The organism is Alphaproteobacteria bacterium (assembly GCA_025210155.1).
Lineage (GTDB): Bacteria > Pseudomonadota > Alphaproteobacteria > Rs-D84 > CASDRH01 > JAOASE01.
The window spans coordinates 1-20,161 of record JAOASE010000008.1 but is presented as its reverse complement, the minus strand read 5'-3'; the positions used below and the strand labels follow the sequence as shown (position 1 = coordinate 20,161).

Annotated in this window: 19 protein-coding genes; 6 read left to right on the top strand and 13 right to left on the bottom strand. The window is 31.9% G+C overall.

Going from position 1 to position 20,161, the window contains the following annotated elements; genetic code table 11:
• Positions 1-38: 38 nt before the first annotated feature.
• On the bottom strand, positions 39-4,052 hold the full coding sequence (locus N4A44_03250; GenBank protein MCT4552659.1) for a hypothetical protein: 4,014 nt from the start codon (positions 4,050-4,052) through the stop codon (positions 39-41).
• 422 nt (positions 4,053-4,474) lie between these two features.
• On the opposite strand from N4A44_03250, the gene dnaK reads away from it, so the two are divergent.
• On the top strand, positions 4,475-6,406 hold the full coding sequence (dnaK, locus tag N4A44_03245) for a molecular chaperone DnaK (GenBank protein ID MCT4552658.1): 1,932 nt from the start codon (positions 4,475-4,477) through the stop codon (positions 6,404-6,406).
• A gap of 70 nt (positions 6,407-6,476) precedes the next feature.
• Here the strand turns inward: dnaK and N4A44_03240 are convergent, their stop codons facing one another.
• From N4A44_03240 to N4A44_03220, 5 genes are all read right to left on the bottom strand, one after another.
• Positions 6,477-6,956 (bottom strand): hypothetical protein, encoded by a 480-nt coding sequence (locus N4A44_03240; protein ID MCT4552657.1) that lies wholly within the window; start codon positions 6,954-6,956, stop codon positions 6,477-6,479.
• Positions 6,957-7,073: 117 nt separating this feature from the next.
• The gene (locus N4A44_03235) at positions 7,074-8,117 is read right to left on the bottom strand and encodes a hypothetical protein (protein MCT4552656.1); all 1,044 of its coding nucleotides are present in this window, start codon (positions 8,115-8,117) and stop codon (positions 7,074-7,076) included.
• Positions 8,118-8,239: 122 nt separating this feature from the next.
• Positions 8,240-8,629 carry a hypothetical protein gene (locus N4A44_03230; GenBank protein ID MCT4552655.1) on the bottom strand — a complete coding sequence of 130 codons (390 nt, stop codon included), beginning with the start codon at positions 8,627-8,629 and terminating at the stop codon, positions 8,240-8,242.
• Between the two features lie 71 nt (positions 8,630-8,700).
• Entirely contained in the window at positions 8,701-9,048 is a 348-nt protein-coding gene (locus N4A44_03225; protein ID MCT4552654.1) for a hypothetical protein, read from the bottom strand.
• Positions 9,049-9,143: 95 nt separating this feature from the next.
• Complete coding sequence (locus N4A44_03220; protein MCT4552653.1) at positions 9,144-9,425, bottom strand: hypothetical protein; 282 nt, start codon at positions 9,423-9,425, stop codon at positions 9,144-9,146.
• A gap of 138 nt (positions 9,426-9,563) precedes the next feature.
• Here N4A44_03220 and N4A44_03215 point away from each other — a divergent pair, with 138 nt between their 5' ends.
• Positions 9,564-10,673: a site-specific DNA-methyltransferase gene (locus tag N4A44_03215; GenBank protein MCT4552652.1), complete on the top strand. Its 1,110-nt coding sequence runs from the start codon at positions 9,564-9,566 to the stop codon at positions 10,671-10,673.
• A gap of 46 nt (positions 10,674-10,719) precedes the next feature.
• Here N4A44_03215 and N4A44_03210 read toward each other — a convergent pair whose 3' ends face one another.
• The 5 genes from N4A44_03210 to N4A44_03190 form a co-directional block, all read right to left on the bottom strand.
• Positions 10,720-11,007, bottom strand: a complete 288-nt coding sequence (locus N4A44_03210; GenBank protein ID MCT4552651.1) for a hypothetical protein — start codon at positions 11,005-11,007, stop codon at positions 10,720-10,722.
• 111 nt (positions 11,008-11,118) lie between these two features.
• Complete coding sequence (locus N4A44_03205; protein ID MCT4552650.1) at positions 11,119-11,397, bottom strand: hypothetical protein; 279 nt, start codon at positions 11,395-11,397, stop codon at positions 11,119-11,121.
• 301 nt (positions 11,398-11,698) lie between these two features.
• Complete coding sequence (locus N4A44_03200; GenBank protein MCT4552649.1) at positions 11,699-11,944, bottom strand: hypothetical protein; 246 nt, start codon at positions 11,942-11,944, stop codon at positions 11,699-11,701.
• Positions 11,945-12,296: 352 nt separating this feature from the next.
• Positions 12,297-13,121 carry a hypothetical protein gene (locus N4A44_03195; protein MCT4552648.1) on the bottom strand — a complete coding sequence of 275 codons (825 nt, stop codon included), beginning with the start codon at positions 13,119-13,121 and terminating at the stop codon, positions 12,297-12,299.
• 3 nt (positions 13,122-13,124) lie between these two features.
• Positions 13,125-13,709, bottom strand: coding sequence for a hypothetical protein (locus N4A44_03190; GenBank protein MCT4552647.1), 585 nt, complete (start codon positions 13,707-13,709; stop codon positions 13,125-13,127).
• A gap of 97 nt (positions 13,710-13,806) precedes the next feature.
• Between N4A44_03190 and N4A44_03185 the strand changes: the two genes are divergently transcribed.
• From N4A44_03185 to N4A44_03170, 4 genes are all read left to right on the top strand, one after another.
• Positions 13,807-14,547: a methyltransferase gene (locus N4A44_03185; protein MCT4552646.1), complete on the top strand. Its 741-nt coding sequence runs from the start codon at positions 13,807-13,809 to the stop codon at positions 14,545-14,547.
• A 60-nt stretch (positions 14,548-14,607) separates the two neighbouring features.
• Positions 14,608-15,063: a hypothetical protein gene (locus N4A44_03180; protein MCT4552645.1), complete on the top strand. Its 456-nt coding sequence runs from the start codon at positions 14,608-14,610 to the stop codon at positions 15,061-15,063.
• A gap of 154 nt (positions 15,064-15,217) precedes the next feature.
• Positions 15,218-15,580: a hypothetical protein gene (locus N4A44_03175; protein MCT4552644.1), complete on the top strand. Its 363-nt coding sequence runs from the start codon at positions 15,218-15,220 to the stop codon at positions 15,578-15,580.
• Positions 15,581-15,707: 127 nt separating this feature from the next.
• Positions 15,708-16,157 carry a hypothetical protein gene (locus N4A44_03170; GenBank protein MCT4552643.1) on the top strand — a complete coding sequence of 150 codons (450 nt, stop codon included), beginning with the start codon at positions 15,708-15,710 and terminating at the stop codon, positions 16,155-16,157.
• Between the two features lie 49 nt (positions 16,158-16,206).
• Here the strand turns inward: N4A44_03170 and recG are convergent, their stop codons facing one another.
• Together recG and N4A44_03160 are read right to left on the bottom strand one after the other, a co-directional pair.
• Positions 16,207-18,369, bottom strand: coding sequence for an ATP-dependent DNA helicase RecG (gene recG, locus N4A44_03165; GenBank protein ID MCT4552642.1), 2,163 nt, complete (start codon positions 18,367-18,369; stop codon positions 16,207-16,209).
• A gap of 1,030 nt (positions 18,370-19,399) precedes the next feature.
• Positions 19,400-20,161 (bottom strand): DUF2628 domain-containing protein (locus tag N4A44_03160; GenBank protein ID MCT4552641.1); only part of this gene is annotated, 762 nt, incomplete at its 5' end.

Sequence of the window (20,161 nt, the reverse complement as noted above, 5' to 3'; positions counted from 1 at the left end):
AAAGCTCTCGATTGAGAGCTTTTAATCATTTTTTAGGATTATATACATATTAAACAGTTTCCATATGCCGATCTAACCGGAGTAGGGTAATACTTTATATATGGTATATTTTTAGAGTCCATAGAAGATTTAGATCCACTATCAGTAGCTCTAGATACATTTCCTTGTATATCAATATATACCTCACTACATCCAGATTTACTTCCTCCGTTTCCTGAAGCAATTTCTTTTTCAGAATTTATTTCGCCAACAAAACTTGCAGTAGATAGTCCATAACTAACCCCAAAACTTGAAGGACAGTATCCGCCACCAGCAAAGCTAACAGAATCTAAATTATCAGAACTATTTCCTTTTTTAGAAATTTCTACACAAAGATATGAAGGGACATGATATTCTGAAGATCCACTACCTTTAGTGATTTTAACAATCTTCTTTTCATAGCCAGGTACACAAGTAGGATTTGATGCTCCGTTTGGAGTTGCACATCTATATTCTCCACCAGTTGTATAAACAATAGCTTCTCCTTCTTTACAAGTCATAGGACAAGGTTCTGTAGAGTACTCTCCAAATCTAGATGTGTAATTAGATACGCTATCAGGATTAGAAGAAACATCAATTATACCTTTAGAATTTAATGATCTAGAAGATTTATCACACATTCCAAAATTAATAGATTGAGCTCCACCATCACAACTTCCCATGTCAGGAGAAGAAACAAAGCTTCTTGCTTTTCTAACATTGCTATTGAAATTAATTTCACAAGTAAAGCAGTTACCTGTAGAGTTCTTCACAGCTTTCATTCCATTAGGACATAACAAGCTAGTGCTTACAGTAGACATATCTCCATTATCGTAAACTTTCAAAGCCTCTCTAGTAAGTACTTTCTTAACTTCTTCAGAAGCTGCTGTACCAGCTGGGTGACCGTGTCCTAAGAAGTTAGGAGCTGATGCCCAGAATTCATTGTTAGAACAGAATAGTTTAGGAACTTCAAAGTGACAGCTCTTATATGGTTGCCATTCCCAATCAGGATTTCCATTTCCGTTAACATCTCTATATCTAACTTTTTCTACCAAGAAAGTTGTAGATTTAATACCTGAACCAGAAACAGGACTGAAGTTATTTGGACCATATTTTAAATCCATTTCAGTTATAGCACTAGTAGGACAATCAGTTGTTTTTGTAGGATTATCAGGTTTTGTAAACCAATGATATCCATATTTACTATCCAATTTAAACTCATAAAGTTGCTCAGTTTCACCAACACTACGGAATCCATACTCTTTAAGAGCATCATTTACACCAACGTTGCTGTAATAAGCACTATCATGAGTCTTAGACCCATAAACATTCTTACCTAAACGGCCAGAGATATTTCCACCAGTACCATTATAATATAACATCTCCTCAGGTCTAGCTATTTGGAATTCTCTACAGAAGTTTCCATTAGAAGAAGACGTATAAGCTTCTTCTGCAGCATCAGGAAGATAATCTCTTTTATTGGCACTATTAACATATCTATCTCCAGTAGACCAGATACCATTACCATCCCATCTAAGAGATTTATTGTTTCCAGACGTAGCCCATTCCATCTTAACTAAGTAGTTATTTTCAGAAGATTTGCTAGCAAAAGAAGGTACTCTTAATCCATCTTTAGCAACAACTCCACCTGAGGCAGGATTTATTCCAGGACACCAGTTAGGAACGGCTCCTGACCAACCTTTACTGTAGTTTGAGAATTGAGAAGAACAAGAACTTTCAAAACTCTTGAATATTCTAACATAACCCTTATTTGAATTTGTCAAACCACAAGATGCATTATCTTGACAGTAAATATAGCAAGCATTAGCGTAATCTGTAGTTGCAGATTTAAATGCAGGTTGTTTAAAGAAACCATTGACAGTATCATAATTTTTATTGGAAAAATATTTTATACCATTTTTCTCAGTAGTATTACCACCATCAATACATCCAGATGTACCTTTACAGTTATTAGTTACAGTGTCATCAGCATCTCTATGTTTATGAGATATTGAATTCACATTAGCAGCAGAATAGTCAGAAGATAAAAAGTCAAATCTAATTCCACCATTATAAAGATTATCTCTAGAACAAACTCCATTACTACCTAAATTCATGTCTTTTAAACAAATAGGTTGAACAGACACGTTAACAGCTTCATTAACCTCTCCTTCATCAGCTGCATTTGCAGTAGAAACTATTGAAAAATCTATGTTTTTAACAAATTCAAACACATCTTCAAAGAAGCTATTTTTATCTTCATTATAAGTCATAGGAAGAGGTGATGGTATTAAGCAATAGTAACATTTTAACACAGGGTTATATACTTTACTAAAAAATCCACCAGGACAGTCGTCTGAACCAGGAGTTAAAGCAACGTGTCCAGAACTCTTAACTTCACTAACAAGACAAGCTCTAACATCTTCACCACTTGGGCAAATTTCAAAACCATTAGATTGTCCTGGAAGCAATGTATTTCCGTCAGAAGTTTTACATCTTTTTTCACAACTACAATTAGCAGCGTCATCCCCGTCACAAACAAATGTTTCGCCTGGAGCACAGCAGAATTTCTTAAATACTTTCGCAGATCCATCCCAAACCATATGAGCTTCTTCACCACCAGCACAAGAAGTTGTAGCACATCCTCTACTTGTAGCGCCACTAGTTCCAGCTCTACTATCATAAATACCTAAGTCATCAACTTCTTTAAGAGAACCTGTGCCAGATATATCTTTCCACTCAGAAGATGTAGATGTATCAGCATAAAAGTTTTCACATCCATCCCAAGTAGAATTAATTTTTTCACAAGGAGAACACCCAAATTCCTCAGGATTTTTTTCAGAACAATAGTAATATCCTTTTTCATGAGGTAAAATACTTTGACCTACAGCCATCCAAGTAGGGAACTTGGCTCTAGGATTTGGATTATTATCACAAGACTCTCTTGCGTCACTCATATTACCACATCTAGTATTAATCTTTATATCACTATCATGTTCTATTTCAGCACCATTGAAAGAATATCTTATTTGCTCACCTTTACATCTAACACAAGTAGCCGCATTACTACCATCAGGCTTACAAAGCTCACTAACTTCAACTTCTTTTTCTTTATTACAAGTCCAACAATCTTTCGCTAAATCGAATGTTTTGAAGTATTTAGCAGATCCAGATTCACACAAATCAAATTCATTCTTTCTTTGAGAATCTGTAGTTGTAGCAGCTCCTGTAGACAAAACTTTTTGAGCTTCACAAATTTGGAATTTACCAACTTCTTCCTTTTCATCACGACAAACAAACTTTTTCTTATCTTCATCTGAGTCATCACAAACAGGATGGTCATTTTCAGGTTTATTACACCATGCAGTTATTTCAGGAACATCATTCCAACATCTTTCTTTAGAATTAGCAACCTTAAATGCCGCAATGTCATAAACCATAGTAGGAGAATTTGATTGGATTTGACTAGACAACCCTTGAACATCAATCTTTCCAGAAGGAGAATAGAAAGAAGAATCGCCTCCATCATTATCATAATATCCAACACCAGAATCTAATAAAAGAGAGTAATCTGTATTGTCAACAGAGTTTGTAGATGTAGAAACGAAATAAACTTTATAATTATCAGAGTTAGACCTTCTATCATCAAGACAATCTTCTTTAGTACCAAATCCAGAGAAATCTTCACATAATACTACATTACAAGGAGCAGTAGCGCCATTTGCCACACATACCATCTTAGAGTTTATATCATTTCCAGAGCCTAGTTCATCACCACAAGTTTCATCACTGTTAGTAAGATTTACAACTGAACTTCCGCCACCAGCACCACTATATGCCGCACTAGTCAAATAATTATTAAGTATGTTAGCATGTTGTTGTTTTAAACAGTTTAACTTAAGTTTTAATCGGTTTTGTTCAGGTGTTAAAACTTGGTCTTGCCTAGTCTTAGCAACGTCATCATTTTTCACATAACTTATGTACTGAAAGATACCGATAAAGAACGATAAGATAACTAATAAAAATATATTCATTTTAAACTCTCCTTAAAAAAATGATTTCTCTCCCAAAAATTATACTATAAAAAAAAGTAAAAAAAAAGCAAAAAAACAATTTAAATTACAATCATAAATTATATAAGAAAAAAAACTTGATTTTTAATTTATTGCGACTAAAAAAATAATCGAAAGATAAAACCGCTAAAATAAAATTATAAATTTTAGCAAAATAACAAAATAAAAAACTCAATTCTTAGGCTTTAGGATAGTCTCTTTAAATATAAGCGAAACTATTAAAAAGCTCTAAAATTAAGATTATGAAGCACAGATCGAGCCACAGCACTATTATTTTTTCCAAGTATTTTGTGCAAGTGGAGGTAAACGTGCTTGAGAATTTTGGTGTCGTGTATAGATAATACTCGATTGTCAAAAATCAAAAGTACTTCTTACAATCAATTGTGCAAAAGACGAAGGATAAAAAAATGGGTAAAGTAATAGGTATTGACTTAGGTACAACAAACTCTTGTTTTGCATTCATGGATGGAAAAGATGCAAAAGTAATTGAAAATGCAGAAGGTAAAAGAACTACGCCTTCAATCGTAGCATTCACAGATAAAGAAAAATTAGTTGGTCAAACGGCTAAAAACCAAGCAGTTACAAATCCTCAAAACACAGTATACGAAGTTAAAAGACTTATCGGTAGAAGATTTGATGACAAGATCGTGTCTAAAGATAAAGATTTAGTATCATACCAAATCGTTAAAGCTGACAACGGTGACGCATGGGTAGAAGCTCACAATGAAAAATATGCACCAGCACAAGTGTCAGCATTCACTTTACAAAAAATTAAAAAAGACGCAGAAGCATTCTTAGGTGAAACAGTAACAGACGCTGTAATCACAGTTCCTGCATACTTTAATGACTCTCAAAGACAAGCAACTAAAGACGCAGGTAAAATCGCAGGTCTAAACGTTCTAAGAATTATCAACGAACCAACTGCAGCCGCTCTTGCTTACGGTCTTGATAAAGAAAAAGAAGGTATGGTAGTTGTATACGACTTAGGTGGTGGTACATTCGACGTATCTATCTTAGAAATCGGTGATGGCGTATTTGAAGTTAAATCAACTAACGGAGACACATTCTTAGGTGGTGCTGACTTCGACAAAAGAATTATAGACTACATCGCAGACGAATTCAAAAAAGAGCAGGGCGTTGACGTTAGACAAGACAGCATGGCTCTACAAAGAGTTAAAGAAGCTGCTGAAAAAGCTAAGATTGAATTATCTTCAGCAATGGAAACAGATATTAATCTTCCATTCATCACAGCTGACGCAACAGGTCCAAAACACTTAAACATTAAACTTTCAAGAGGTAAACTAGAATCGCTTGTAGAAGATTTAATCACAAGATCTTTAGAACCTTGTAAGAAAGCATTAAAAGACGCTGGTATCTCAGCAAGTGAAATTCACGACGTAATTTTAGTTGGTGGACAAACTCGTATGCCTAAAGTAATAGAAGAAGTTAAAAAATTCTTTAACAAAGAACCACACAAAGGTGTTAACCCTGACGAAGTAGTTGCAATCGGTGCTGCTATCCAAGGTGGTGTGCTTAAAGGAGATGTTAAAGACGTTCTTCTATTAGACGTAACTCCATTGACATTAGGTATCGAAACTTTAGGTGGCGTATCAACTCCATTAATAGAAAGAAACACAACTATACCTACTAAGAAATCTCAAGTGTTCTCAACTGCCGAAGATAACCAAACAGCAGTTACAATCAGAGTTTTCCAAGGTGAAAGACCAATGGCAGCTGACAACAAACTTCTAGGTCAATTCGACTTAACTGGTATCCCATCAGCTCCAAGAGGCGTACCACAAATCGAAGTTACTTTCGACATAGACGCTAACGGTATCGTTCACGTATCTGCTAAAGATAAAGGTACTGGTAAAGAACAAACTATCTCTATTAAATCAGACGGTGGTTTAAAAGATGACGAAATCGATCAAATGGTTAAAGACGCTGAAGCTCATTCAGAAGAAGATAAAAAGAAGAAAGAACTAATCGAATCTAAAAACAAATTAGAAATGTTAGTTAACTCAACTGAAAAATCTTTGAAAGAATATGGCGACAAAGTATCAGCTGATGAAAAGAAAGCAATTGAAGATGATCTAAAAGCAGCTCAAGAAGTATTGAAAAAAGAAGGTGCTTCAAAAGAAGACTTAGATGCAGCTCAAGAAAAACTTTCTAACTCTGCAATGAAATTAGGCGAAGCTATGTACAAAGAGCAACAAGCTCAACAAGCAGGCGCTGCAGCAGGAGCTGAAGCTAAACCAGAAGAAGGCAAAAAAGACGAAAACGTAGTTGATGCCGAATTTGAAGAGAAAAAGTAAGATACTTATCTTCAAGCAAAAAACAAAAAGGAGTTCAAAACGAACTCCTTTTTATTATGTATGAATTCTTTTAGTTGTTTCCCTTTTCAATATTATCGCAAAAAGGGCCAATCTTTTCAAATGCATAGTCAAACTGAAATTTGAAAAACTCAGGTTTCCCATTTTCATATTCCTTGAAATCTTTCTCAGAAGCGTCGGCGACTTGCTCATCAAGTAGTTTTAAAAACTCCTTAAAAACATTTCGCTCATATTCCTCAATTGAAAGCCTATCATTTAATATGTTATTAAATTCATCTCTAGTCAGTTTCCTAGCCCCGATTGAATCAAACTCAGTTCCTTCTACATCAAATAATATAGCTTCGAAATTAGAGGTAGTAGTTCTTTCGCTCATAATTTCAGTGAGGTCAAGATACCTAATATTTCCTTCTTCATCAAGGGCAATACCGATGGGAACAAGAATATCCTTTCTTAAACAAGAAAAGAAACGTCTATATTCACCAAAGGTAATATAGATTACAAAATCATTTATTACTTCATTATTAGTTTTCATAGATAGTGTATTTAAAGTTTATTTATTTTCTAAAAACATATAAGCAAAAGAATTTCATAGAGTCAAACAAAAAACAAAAAGGAGTTCATTACAAACTCCCTCTTATTAAATTAAAACTTAGAAAGGTACATCTTCTTCAGCAGCCTTAGCAGCAATGAGTTTGTTGTTAAATCTATTTACTTTACCCCAAACCTTTTTTTCTTCTTTTTTATCGATGTGAAAATCCTTGTTCTTAAGTTCCTCAATCAAAGCTTCGGTATCTTTGTATCTTTTAAGTATATCACTTAAAGACGCTATCAAAGCCTCATTCTTTGAATATTGTTTTAAATACGATAGTTCGAATTCAAAAGATTCAAATTTTTTGATCTTTGCAAGATAATTAAATCTAGAAATAAGAACTTTTATTAAAGAAACATTAGTTCCAGATTTTTCACAGATCTTTTTCCACGGAGGACCATATTTAAAAGCAAAAGAGTCTTCTTCTTTTGTTAATGCTCTCATAAAGAACTCGTTTCCAGGTTTTTCATCAAGGCAATCAATTAATAGAAGGTAGTCGTCACATCCAAAATTAATGATATTAACCACAGCTTCTCCCAAGAATTTATCGTCAGGATTTTCATGACAAGCCTTAATTAAAACCTCCGACTTCTCAAAATTTACAATAATTTGATTCCTTTCAGGATAAGCCCCATCATATAGGAACTTTCCTAAAATCTTAGTTATGTAACTATCAGGATCTTTATTCTCCAAATAATGAGAAATTATCAATTCAAAACAGTCACGCAATAAACAGCAGAATATTTCCTGATCAAGCAAAAACTCTCCAAGGAATTTATGTTCCGGATTTTTAATAACTTCTTCCACAATCCTATTATAAGGAAAGTTTTTAGGTTTAGTGTAATGAAGATTAGGGTGCTCATAGTCGTGAAAAATCTCAGTGAAGAAAATCTGAAGATTTTTATTCTCAGGATGCTTAATCAAGTAAGAGAAGAAAACACTAAGGTAATCCTCTTTCTCTGTTAAGATAGGGCTATCATAGCAACCAACATCGTGATCGGCATCAAAAAGAATTCTTCTAGGACTGTAATTTTTTAATTCTTCACGAGTTGCAGTAAGAATTTTATCAAGAAATTCAGTGTAATGATTTTTTTTACTTTTCATAGATATATAATTTAAGAGTTTACAATTTCAATAATAATAACTTTATTTCGTAAAAATGTTTTTGTCAAGCATAAAGCAAAAAGGAGTTCATTACGAACTCCTTTAAATTGTTAATTATTAAATTACTCCTTTTTGATTTCTTCTTCGATAATATCAAAAATTTGAAATGGAGTAGAGGAACTCCGATTAAGTCTAATAGCATCCAAGCATTTTGAAAAAAGTCTTTTTTCCTTTATGGGTAGTGTTGGATGATAAATCTTTTCCTCGAAATCTTCTTCCATTATAGGAATTGCTTCATTGGAATTAAAAATTCTATTTTCAAATTCCTTGGAAAATAAAGCTAATTCTTTACCAGAAGCATATACTTCCTGAAAAATAATTTCTCCATTCATGAATAAAATGCATAACGGAGAGATTTTGCAGTTTTCATTTTCCCGATATGCACTTAACATCCTTCCTTTAATAGATTTATAAAAAAGAATATTATCCTCTGTGACAGTAATTGTTTTCATTTTTTAAGGTTATTTAAAAGTATTAGTAAAAACTAAACCTTAACAATAAAGTCAAGGTCCAGTTAAAAAGTTTAATTAAGAGCGCATATATCTTCAAGGCTCTCAAATGTATCGATAACAGATAGTAAAAGATCTTTTTCATCCTCAAGGAGGTTTAAAGTTTCAATCTCATTTCTAAGATTTCTTTCTTCTATAACTTTTCGATTTAGGTCAAAAGAATTTCTGAATTCTTCAGATAAAGGATCCAGATTTGTATCAAAGCCAAGCTTTACAAACCCTGCATCATCTCCAATGCTATATGTAGCTATAGGAGCAATAACAGCTTTTTCATTTCTTTTAAATAAAGAAAGAGACAATCCATCCTCATATTTAATAATAAGGATATTATCCTTTTCTTCAGTAGATAAAATTTTACACATATCTAAATAGGTTTAAATTATTAATACTGAAAATAAAATAAACTATTAAAAGTTTTAAGTCAACAAATAAAAAAGCTCCAGTTTGGAGCTTATAATTAGTTTAATGATGTATTGATTGAAAGTAGCAGGTCTATAGGAGGCTCTATAAATTTAAAATTATTCTCTTCTAGTCCAAATAAAAATTTAGATTTTTCGACAATACCTTCCCAGTCAGCCGTTCTCATGGCGGACTCTCTAATATTAAAGCATAAATCTTTCATATGAGAGCCATATTCATCTAATTTTCCATTAATCCCATCATTTAAAAATGAAATTAAATCAATTGGCCCAGATATAGCATCTAACTTTCTGAGTAAAATATCTTCTTTTTCTTTCATACTATCAGGTTTAAATTAACATTATATTAAAGTTACAAATAATATTTAACCCTGTCAATATTTTTGTTTTTACAGACATTTTCCTCTTTCATTTTAAGAATCCATGTGCTAAAATTCCGAAAAGGAAAAGGGAATATAATGGATTTATTCAAGCATAGTATCAAAGGAAAAAGAAACAAAATATTAAAGGGTGATTGTATAGAAATACTAAAAAGTCTACCAGAAGAAAGTGTAGATTTAATCTTCTCCGATCCACCATATAACTTACAACTTAAAAAAGATTTATCTCGTCCAGATGCAAGTCACGTAGATGCAGTTATGGATGAATGGGACCATTTTGAATCATTCAAAGAATACGATGAATTTACAAAAGCTTGGTTAGCAGAATGTAAAAGAGTTCTAAAGAAAGACGGAACTATCTGGGTAATCGGTTCATATCATAATATATTTAGAGTAGGGACTGAAATGCAAAACCAAGGTTTCTGGATGCTTAACGACGTAGTTTGGGTAAAGAACAATCCTATGCCAAATTTCAAGGGAACTAGATTTACCAATGCCCATGAAACTATGGTTTGGTGTGCAAAATCTGCTGAAAGTAAATACACGTTCCATTACGAAAGTATGAAAGCCTTCAACGATGATACTCAAATGAGAAGTGACTGGCACTTACCAATTTGCTCAGGTCATGAAAGACTTAAAAACGAAGAAGGGCATAAAATACACTCAACTCAAAAACCAGAAGCATTATTATATAGAATAATTCTATCATCTTCTAACAAAGGCGATACAGTTCTAGATCCATTCTTTGGAAGCGGAACAACTGGTGCCGTTGCAAAAATGCTAGGAAGAAACTTCATTGGTATAGAAAGAGAAGATGTCTATATAGAAGCTGCTACTAAAAGAATAGCAGAGGTTGAAGAGTTAAAAGACGAAGAATTAACAAATCCTTTCGAAAAAGAAAAGGTTCTGAAAATTCCTTTCGGAGCAGTTCTGGAAAGAAATCTATTAGTTCCGGGAGATAAACTTTATGATGCAAAGCAAAAGTTTGAAGCAGAACTTATGACTGATGGAACTATAAAACTTGTTGGTAAAAAGACTAGGGGTTCTATACACCAACTAGGAGCTAAGGTTCAAGACCAACCAAGTTGTAATGGATGGACTTATTGGTACTTCATAGATAAAAAAGATGGAGAATTAAAACCAATAGACGAGTTCAGAAATATAATTAGAAAAGAACTTGAGGTATAAAAATAAGGAGGCAAAAGCCTCCTTTTTAATATTTTTGATTAGTGTTTTAAAGTCTCGCCCATTGAAACTTTTCAAAACGCTCTTCAAGCACTTGATTGATTTCTTCCTTTTCAAGAAACAGTATGTATCTTGATGGTATCCAAAAAGCAACATTTGGTATCGCAAAGAATATACCCGCGAAGAAAAGATATTTAAATGAATCTGTCACATTAAATAGTTGGTAACAGATAAGAGATATTAGGATGTACGCGACACTAAAAATTAATGTAGCAATTAATTTCTTGCGAAGATTTTTTCCTCTCTCTTTAGCTTTTAAATTTTTTAAATTTTGCATTTTATTAGGTTTAAATGAATATTTCATTAAAATAATAGCCAAAAAAAAAATAAGAGTCAATAAAAAAATATAAAGCCCCATAATAATGGAGCTTTTTTAATAAATTAATAATTATCTTTCTTTAGGGCCTGACTTCCCATTTTTAGCCAGAAACTCGTCCCATTCTTCTTTGGAAAATCCTGGAATAAATTTTGTTGGTATAAAATATAGCAGATCAATTACTACTATGATGCCCAAAATACTCCAGAAATATTCTTCTTTAAACTTATCTTTTATATCAAAGAAGATATACATCAAACTAAAAATAACGGAAAGAACTACATCCACAATAAGGATAATTCTTAACTCTTGATAGAACTTCTTAGTTTTTAAATTTTTTAAATTTTGCATTTTTTAGATTTAAATTTGTAATTTAGATAAAACATAATCACATAAAGTAAAAAGTCAATAAAATAAAAGAGGCCCCATAATCTTGGAACCTCTTTCTAGGTTTATCTCTCGTATCAACTAATTATTGATCTTTCCAAAATAGGTATAAACTATAATATCAACACCTTTATCTAAATTTAAAAATATATTGGATTTAAATTTGTAATCAACCATAAGATAATTCTTTCCCTTTAAAAGTCAACAACAAAAAAAGAGGTTAAATTCTTACCTCTTTTTTCACAGTCATTTCAAGGCTTATATATTACAAGCCCAATTTCCAATTACTAAAATCAAAAGCCTCTTCTATAGATATGTTTACATCTCTTAAAAGGATAAAAATTATCCCAGTAAAATCAATTACAACCCATGAGGCGATGAATTTCCAACCAGAAAAGGTTGTTTCAACAACGCCAAATAAATTGATTGTTTTATCCGTAATAAAAACAAGGCCAACATTGATTACAATTAACACTAAGGTTAACAATGATAAAATAATAATTTTTTTCATCGATGGTTAAAATAATTTAATTAGGTTTAAACTTGATAATCTAAAGAATATGGAATTATTCCAATTCTAAATAAAAACAATTTTAGGATTTTTCTGAATTCAATTTATTTTGCATCCTGATATACAGTATCATAATGATGTTTAAAAACACTGCAATAACGGCATGCATAGCTACTGAGGACAGAAAGTCCAATCGGGTGTGTAGAGACGTTAAAAAAGTGCTAAAGGTAATTAAAATGTTACCTGACACTAAAATTAAATATAGTCTCCAGTTTCTCCAAACGTCTATTAAAAATTTTTCCATTGTATATGTTAGTTTAAAAAATAAAAAAAATTCTAAGATAAAAAGCTATTACTTAATGTAAGACAAAAGCACAGTTTTTATATCCGCTAATTTATACTTACCACCTTGCTCAACCTTCTTGATAGAGTGAAGTAAAAACATAACTGAGCAAAACATGATTAACACATTATGAGTTATCTGTCCGGCAAATACAAGTAAAATTGATAAAAAGAAAATATATGTCTCATCCCAAAGTCTCTTAAGGTTGATTTTCTCACACATAGAGTTGATTAGACCAATTCCAAATCCACCAATATATAGGAATAAGTATATCATTTCAGATCCAGTAAATATCATTAAAATTATTAAATCAAATATAGCTAACAATGCAATTTTATTTAAAAGAATTCTATGACCTCTTTTGAAATGGAATGTAGATATTCTTCTACTTCTAAGAGCTGGCTTTGTATAAACTCCGGTAAGAAATCCAGTAAGAATAGCAACAAAGATGAATATTCCCATTTTCACTGCAGACATATCAGCAAGATCTATAAAAGAATGTAGTTTAATATTCAAGAACATAGCAAAGAAAAGCATAGAAATAGCAACCATTTCAAGAGGTCTCTCCCAAACATGATTTACCTTACCCCATTTCTTTTCAAGGAATATAGCCACAGCTATGCCAACAAAAGTCTTCCAAGTTATTGGCTGCCAAACACCAAATAAAAACGACAATAAATATATAAAGAAAATAGTACCAACAATAACAGTTAATTTTTCTTTAAAAGAACTTATATCAAATCTTCTATATAAATACACAGCAGAAAGAGCACTAATTAAAGTGGAAAAGATATGAAAGTTATTTACAAAAATATTTTCCAAAAACTTTAACATATTCTATTTTTCTCCTTTTTCATTTTTTATATTTTCAATAATAGTTCTAACAATGCTATTAAAATCACCAGATTTTTTTTCTTCTTTAGTGATATTAAAACTATCCTTAATAGCTTCATCAAATTTCATTCTCTTATAACTCTTTTTCAATTCAGCAAAGAATACAAAAGCTATAATCAGGTATAGATAATAAAACATACCATTCTTAAATTGCATAGGTAAAGATATTGCCATTATAATGAAAAACATCATCAAAGCACTAAATCTAATTTTATCAGATGAAAATTCTCTTTTTGATAACTTATCCTTTTTAAGGAACATATAAACAAAAACAGTAGCAACTAAAAATAAATAATCATTAGCAAGAAAATTATTTATTCCTCTAAAAATATTTGTAATAGAAATATCCTTCACAATGGAAGTTTTCACTGCTATATCAGCTTCTTTTTTGAATGTAAGAGTGTTATTATCTTCAATAAGAACTTCTTCTTCAGTATCTTCTTCTACAATGATTTCATCGTAATCATCTTCAACGACAAGGTTTTCATCAAGTTCTTCAACAATAATTTCTTCGTTTTCTTCTAGCATTATTATTCATCTCTAAGCAAAATTTAATTGCAAACTGTTATAAAATAAATTATAAAACATTATATATAAAACATATTGAAAGTAAAGGAAAAATCTTATGGACAAAGTTTTAAACTCTCTACTGGGAGAAAAGGTAAAAATTTGGCAAAATTCAAAGGGTTGGAAAGTTTCTCAAGATGCCGTAATTCTATCTCATTTCGTAGAATTAAGATCCAAAGATAAAGAAATATTAGATATAGGTTGTGGCAATGGCGGAGCTACTTTGTGCCTAGCATCAAGAGTGAATAATAAGAACTTCACATCTATAGATATACAAGAAAGCCAACTAAATCTACTTAAACTTTCAATAGAGGAAAACAATTTCGAAAATAACTTTAGTGTTATAAAAGAAGATTTAAGCAAACAATCTTCAGATTTTAAGAAAAAACTTTTTGATACAGTAATGACAAACCCTCCATATTACTTAGGTGAAACATCTCCAGACAATGGAAGATCTATAGCGCATACAGAGAATAAAGAATTTCCATTAGAAAAATGGATTTCAGCAAGTATGAAAAAACTAAAGAGCAACGGAAGTTTTTATATCATCCATCAAGCAGAACGCCTTGATACTATCATACAAAGTATAAAGAACGAGCAGGGCGGAGCAATAGAAGTATTCCCAATATTTTCAAAAATCGGAGATGATTTCGCAAAAAGAATTGTTATTAAAGCTCAAAAAGTTTCAAAAACACCTACTAAACTTCACAAACCTCTATACATATATAAAACTTCTGAAGTAGGAGATAAAAGCACAGAGGACTATACAGAAGATGCTAAGAAAATTTTCAACGTTTAGATTGACAGTTAAAAAAATATATTATAGCTTTATATTCATAAAAAATTAAATTTAAACTTAATGAAAACATTTTTATTTGAGTCCGATGCTATAAAAACAGTAGCAGAGCTTATAGCAGAAACATTTCTAATGAGCGATTACAATTTACAATTAGTCGCTAGAGATGCAATTTTAAATAAAACTGAGATTTCGTCTTTATCCGAGCTTCAAGAGCTAATAATATCCAATCTGAATGTTGTATTCGATAGATATGAGTTTGACATTGTACATGAAGATATGTTAACCATTATTTTCAGTGCCATTCATCCCGTAGATGAAAAGAAAGATGGGTTTATTGGTAAGGAAGCTAAGAGCGCGATTTATACTTTTCTAACAAGGGGTGCCTGGGAGGAAAGAGATTTTAAATCATACGAGAAAACATTTCATTCCTTAGTAGATATAATCTGGGGAGAAAGTTATTTAAATTACTTATTGGAAATAGTGAATTCACAATCTACCGCAGAGGTAGAGATGTAAAATAAGGTGTTTTAAAAATATCTATTTTTTAGCAAAATTTTAAGAGAGATGAGGTTTTTATACCCCATCTTTTTTAATTTTACAACTTTTTACTTGACAAATATATTTGATTTGACTATAATTTATGTATAGAAAGTTTAAACCTAAAATATTTATGAAAACACGGGAAAGAAGATTAATTTATAAATTAATCGAATCAATAGAAGAAAATACATATTTATCGGCCATCGCCTCAATGGTTTACAAAGGTCTTAGTTCAAATAAAAACATGACACTTATGTTAAATGTTTTTCTAAGTAGACTAATTTCTTTTGTTAATGAAGAATTAAGAGAGGTAGACGTTGATATGGATGTAAAGCTTGCAGTACAATCTTTTTTCAGAACAGGATATATCGATGGATATGTTCATTCGAAAAAAGAAGCCATTATATTTGAAAAACTATTTTTAAGTATTTGGGGTGAGGAAGTTCAGGTATCCGAAGAGGTTGCCGTTGCTACAACAGCCGCTGCTGTATAAAAGAATTTAAGGTGGGATTTATTATATCTCACCTTTTTTTATTTCAGGAAAGAATTCTTGACAAAATAAAGTCAACCAACTATATTGTTTTTATCAATATTTATAAAACCTTTTTTAAATCAATAATATGGAAACAAAGTTAGTAAAGCCAGTAGCGGATAAAATTGTTAATTTTCTATCTACAAATAGCAATGTTCAATTCACTGCAGAAGTTTTGAGTGATGACATCAATAGTAATTGTAGTAAAAGTTTTCTTAAGACATTTAATAGTCTACTAAGTGCAGAGTTAAGATTGGTATTAAAAAAATACGATTTTATCCTGCCAGATTCTGATAGCACAGAAGTCTACTATATCTACAAATCACATTTGGATGACATTCATAGGAGGCGAGGACTAAGCTTTAACAAAGTTCAATTTTCAGAGGAATTTATTGAAGCAATCGTAAATTTCATAGTTTACGGAAATTTAAGAGGTGAGGCAAGCGATCACCTAGAAGCATTCAAAAATTCTCTAGATTATATCTGGGGAAAAAGCTATAGAATAGCAATAATGCCGGAGCTTAAAAAAGTAAATTAATACTAATTGTTAAAAAAATACAGGAGTGGTTTTAATCCACTCCTTTTTCTTATCCGGCAATAATATTTATTAAATCCTTATCCTTTCCAAACAGCTTAAGAAGACATCTCAAAGCTCTACCACGATCTGTCTGTAAGTAAGGATCTTTATGAAGAATCATCTTCACATCATCTTTAGCAGCATAAAATAGCTCTTTATCATTTCCATAATCTGCAACTTTAAAACGAGGGAAGCCAGACTGCTTAGTTCCTAAAATCTCTCCAGCACCACGAAGCTTCAAATCTTCTTCAGCTAACACAAAACCGTCTTGAGTTTCTTTCATAGCTATCAACCTTTGCTTTGCAATAGGGGTTACATTACTTCCGAAAAGTAGTACACAAGTAGATTTTTTATCACCTCTACCAATTCTTCCTCTCAACTGATGTAACTGAGACAATCCGAATCTCTCAGAGTTTTCTATAACCATAATAGTAGCATCAGGAACATTAACGCCAACCTCAATAACTGTAGTAGAAACAAGCACTTTCACAGTTCCATTTGGATTTTTAAAGTTCTGCATTATAGCATCACGTTCTTCTTTTTCAGTCTTCCCATGAACAAACGCAACTTGCCCGCCAAGCCTCTCTTGCAAATATCTAAAACGAGTTTCAACTGCTGCAAAATCCATCTTATCACTTTCCTCAATAAGAGGGCAAACCCAATAAATCTTTTCACCTTCAGCAATCTTACTCTTCAATGATAAAGTTAATTCATCTAATTTCTCAACAGATACAGTCGTGGTAGTAATTGGCTGTCTTCCAGGAGGTAACTCATCAATAATAGAAAGATCCATATCCCCATAAATAGTCATAGTTAATGTCCTTGGAATCGGTGTAGCTGACATAGCCAAAACATCTGCAGGATTTTCTTTTGCTTTACTTACTAAATTTAATCTTTGCCCAACTCCGAATCGATGTTGTTCGTCAATCACCGCTAAAGTAAGATTCTCAAACTCAACTTTATCTTGGAATAATGAATGCGTACCAACAGCAATCTTAACCTGACCAGAAGCTAATTTACCTAATTTTTCTCTCTTAACAGCAGCCTTATCCTTACCTGTAATAAGCTCAATAGGAACTTCATCTAATAATCCAGCCTTATTCAATAGCTCAAACAAATCTTTAAAATGCTGCCTAACAAGTAAATCTGTTGGAGCCATTAAAACTGCTTGACCACCAGCCTCAACAGCATTTAGAAGTGACATTAAAGCCACAACAGTCTTACCACTTCCAACATCTCCTTGTAACAAACGCAACATTCTCTTAGGTGTGGCCATATCTTGAAAAATATCATCAACAGATCTTTTCTGAGCTGTAGTCAAATCAAAGGGTAGGGCATCCAATAACTTTTTAACATATCTACCATCTCCATGAGTAGAAATACCCTTAAGCTCCCTCTCATCTCTATGTAATAACGCTAGTGCCAACTGAGATGCAAGAATTTCATCATAAGCCAATCTTTTTCTAGGTAAAAAGTCAGGTTCTAAGGCATCTCTATCTTTAGCAAAATGCATAGCTTTCATAGCTTCCAACCAAGATGGAAAATCATCTTGCCCAATCATTCTTTTATCTATCCATTCATCAGTAATATCAGCTTCTTTTCTATCGGAAGACTTTGGCATTCCAGCCAATCTATCTAAATGATTTAGAATCCTTGTAATGGCACCTCTAACGGATTTATTAGGTAGTCCAGCTGTTAGTGGATAAATAGTTTCCATAATAAGAATGTCGTTAAAATACTTTTCATTTAATACATAATCAGGATGAGACATGCTCAACTCACCACGAAACTTATCTACTTTTCCTGAAATAACACGAACCTGCCCAGTAGGCAACTTTTCTCTAATCCAATCGGCATATTTAACATTAAAAAAAGGAATAGCAATTCTGCCAGTTCCATCAGAACAAATAACTTTATAGGGAGATCTTTTATAACCTTTCTTATGTTGAAGAATTTCAACTTTTAAAGTAGCAACTTTCCCAACAGGTGAGGTGCCATCTAAAAGGGAAGATATTTTAGGATTATACGTCCTATCCAAAAAATCCACAGGAAAGTGGTACAAGATTTCTCTAACAATTTGTCCTCCATTTAATAAGGTATAAAACTTATCAGCAGTTTTTTCGCCAACACCTTTGATAAATTTTAAATCAGTATTTAAGTAATTATTTATCATAAGTTCTAACCTAAATTTTGCTTTAAATATCCTTTTCCTAAAACAAAACAAATATAGCACAAAACGATTCAAGAAACAAGTCTTTTATGCATCAAAAATAGTTACAAATAAAAAGGAAGGAGTGCCCCAATCTTCATTGTTAGACGTTTCTCCAACATATAGGGCACTCCAAATTTAAACCTAATTTATTAATTGTTTAAAAATACAACTAACAATTGAAAGTATAGTATCTTTTCTATCTATAGTCAAGAAAAAAACCTCTCAAACAAACTTTTCTAAGTAGTCGAGAGGTTTTTAATCTTAATTTAAACCTTTAGTGGTGTATTTATATTATATAAAAATATGAGAGTCAACAAAAAAACCTCTTAGATAAACTATGACTAGCCACCAAGAGGTTTTTTACACTAACTTAAACCTGAAATATTTTATTTGTTATTTTTAATAAAGGAAAAGGGGGCACAATCTTCATCACTAGACGTTTCTCCAACTATATGCCCCCTTAAATTTAAACCTAATTTAAATCCACATGGAATTTCTAATGAATGATTTTTCTCAATGCATTCATAGGTTTTGTTCCCAACTCCCTTAATGAAATGTCCTTTGGCGGTGACATTCCAAGTTGTAAGCTAATCTTCCTAAGCTGACACTGTTTCGCCAAGAAACACAGCTTGGAATAGTTTAAATGTAGACTTAAAGAACATTATATAACCCTTTTTTTTTAGAGTCAATATAATAAAAAATCCACCTTAGTTATACCGTTGTATAAAATGGTGGATTAATAAAAAAACTCAATTATATAAAAGTAACTAGATCTGAATAAAAAAAGGCCCTTTGAACAAGTCTCGAAAGAAAGGCCTTTTTATGGAAAGTTTAATTTGTAGCCCTATTAAGGAGTAGGGCAACCCTAAAATTTTAAATTGTTGTTAATGTCAGACTATAGCGAATTGTTTCCTAAGTCAAGATAATAATAAAAAATCCGCTAAACGTATTTACGAAAAGCGGATTATTATCTTTCCCTAAAGGTAGTTAATTAAATACCAATATATCCAGTATTAACTGCAATAGACAATAAAACTAAAGCAATAGTTATTGCAATCATAGCAATTCTCCAGAAGCTATGAACACCACCAAGGTCTTGCATAACTTTTAAAGCTTGCTCTTTATCTGAAACAGAAGAAATAACTTTTTTATCTGCTTCAAACTTGTGGAACAATCTATAATTAACAAGAGATGAACCAACCATAGCAAGAACAAAAAGATGAACAAAGCTAAATGCACCATAATAAGTAACACCGGCTTCAACTGCATACATAGTAGCAAGAATATCAATAAGTTTTAATACGGCAACAACAACTAAACCACCAACATAGTCTTTTCTAAAGAAACTATATAAGAAGTTATAAAGAGCAGCAAATATATTCCATGAAAATGCAAATTTACCATCTCTTTGCTCAAATTTAGTAATCATTTTTTTGAAATAGTTAAATTTATTTTCAGAAAGAACTTCATTAGAATTTCCAACTAACCATTTTCTTAAAAGTCTATCGTTGAAACTTTCTTTGCTAACAGGAGTAGTTTTAACTGAAACAGTTCTCTTAACAGTCTTTTTAGCAACTGTTTTCACAGTAGCTTTTTTCACAGTTTTAGTGGCAACTTTCTTAGCTGCTTTTTTAGGAGCAGCAACTTTAACAGTAGCCTTCTTAACAACTGCTTTTTTAGCCACAGTAGTAGTTTTCTTAACAGTCTTAACTGGAGCTTTCTTAGCTACAGGTTTAGCAACAGCAGCTTTCTT

Coding starts and splice junctions, on each gene's coding strand:
- N4A44_03250 (MCT4552659.1), bottom strand. CDS start 4,052: ATGAATATATTTTTATTAGTTATCTTATCGTTCTTTATCGGTATCTTT.
- N4A44_03240 (MCT4552657.1), bottom strand. CDS start 6,956: ATGAAAACTAATAATGAAGTAATAAATGATTTTGTAATCTATATTACC.
- N4A44_03235 (MCT4552656.1), bottom strand. CDS start 8,117: ATGAAAAGTAAAAAAAATCATTACACTGAATTTCTTGATAAAATTCTT.
- N4A44_03230 (MCT4552655.1), bottom strand. CDS start 8,629: ATGAAAACAATTACTGTCACAGAGGATAATATTCTTTTTTATAAATCT.
- N4A44_03225 (MCT4552654.1), bottom strand. CDS start 9,048: ATGTGTAAAATTTTATCTACTGAAGAAAAGGATAATATCCTTATTATT.
- N4A44_03220 (MCT4552653.1), bottom strand. CDS start 9,425: ATGAAAGAAAAAGAAGATATTTTACTCAGAAAGTTAGATGCTATATCT.
- N4A44_03215 (MCT4552652.1), top strand. CDS start 9,564: ATGGATTTATTCAAGCATAGTATCAAAGGAAAAAGAAACAAAATATTA.
- N4A44_03210 (MCT4552651.1), bottom strand. CDS start 11,007: ATGCAAAATTTAAAAAATTTAAAAGCTAAAGAGAGAGGAAAAAATCTT.
- N4A44_03205 (MCT4552650.1), bottom strand. CDS start 11,397: ATGCAAAATTTAAAAAATTTAAAAACTAAGAAGTTCTATCAAGAGTTA.
- N4A44_03200 (MCT4552649.1), bottom strand. CDS start 11,944: ATGAAAAAAATTATTATTTTATCATTGTTAACCTTAGTGTTAATTGTA.
- N4A44_03195 (MCT4552648.1), bottom strand. CDS start 13,121: ATGTTAAAGTTTTTGGAAAATATTTTTGTAAATAACTTTCATATCTTT.
- N4A44_03190 (MCT4552647.1), bottom strand. CDS start 13,709: ATGCTAGAAGAAAACGAAGAAATTATTGTTGAAGAACTTGATGAAAAC.
- N4A44_03185 (MCT4552646.1), top strand. CDS start 13,807: ATGGACAAAGTTTTAAACTCTCTACTGGGAGAAAAGGTAAAAATTTGG.
- N4A44_03180 (MCT4552645.1), top strand. CDS start 14,608: ATGAAAACATTTTTATTTGAGTCCGATGCTATAAAAACAGTAGCAGAG.
- N4A44_03175 (MCT4552644.1), top strand. CDS start 15,218: ATGAAAACACGGGAAAGAAGATTAATTTATAAATTAATCGAATCAATA.
- N4A44_03170 (MCT4552643.1), top strand. CDS start 15,708: ATGGAAACAAAGTTAGTAAAGCCAGTAGCGGATAAAATTGTTAATTTT.
- recG (MCT4552642.1), bottom strand. CDS start 18,369: ATGATAAATAATTACTTAAATACTGATTTAAAATTTATCAAAGGTGTT.